The sequence below is a fragment of the Streptococcus cuniculi genome (genome assembly GCF_004570575.1).
Classification (GTDB): Bacteria; Bacillota; Bacilli; order Lactobacillales; family Streptococcaceae; genus Streptococcus; species Streptococcus cuniculi_A.
The window spans coordinates 1-397 of record NZ_SPPD01000104.1 but is presented as its reverse complement, the minus strand read 5'-3'; the positions used below and the strand labels follow the sequence as shown (position 1 = coordinate 397).

Here is a 397-nt window from a genome sequence, read left to right as displayed (position 1 = left end):
CGTAGCGGACGAACGCGAACCCGAGCATCTGCGAGGCGATGAGGGTGGCCCGCAGGTCCGGGCCCTCATCGGACGGCACCAGGGTGCGCACGGCCGCGCGCAGCTGCGTTTCGAAAATGGCCTGCATGCGGGCCCTCGCGTCGGGGTGCGTCGCTGCAGCCCGCAGCAGCGACACCAGCTGCCGTCCTGCGGGGCCGTCTTCCCACACGGCGAAGAAATGCGCCGCGAGCCGCGGGCCGAGTTCGTCGCGTGCGGCCGTGCCGAGGTCCGGCAGGCGCAGGTCGAACTCCGAGGCGGCCAGGAAGAGCGCCTCCTTGCTCCGGTAGTAGCGGATGACCAGCGCGACGTTCGCCCGGGCATGGGCCGCCACGGCGCGCAGCGTGGTGCCGTCGTAGCC

The 397-nt window shown here is 72.8% G+C and carries 1 protein-coding gene; it reads right to left on the bottom strand.

Annotated elements, in window-relative coordinates; translation table 11 throughout:
- Positions 1–397 (bottom strand): TetR family transcriptional regulator (locus tag E4T82_RS12255; RefSeq protein ID WP_135183007.1); only part of this gene is annotated, 397 nt, incomplete at both ends.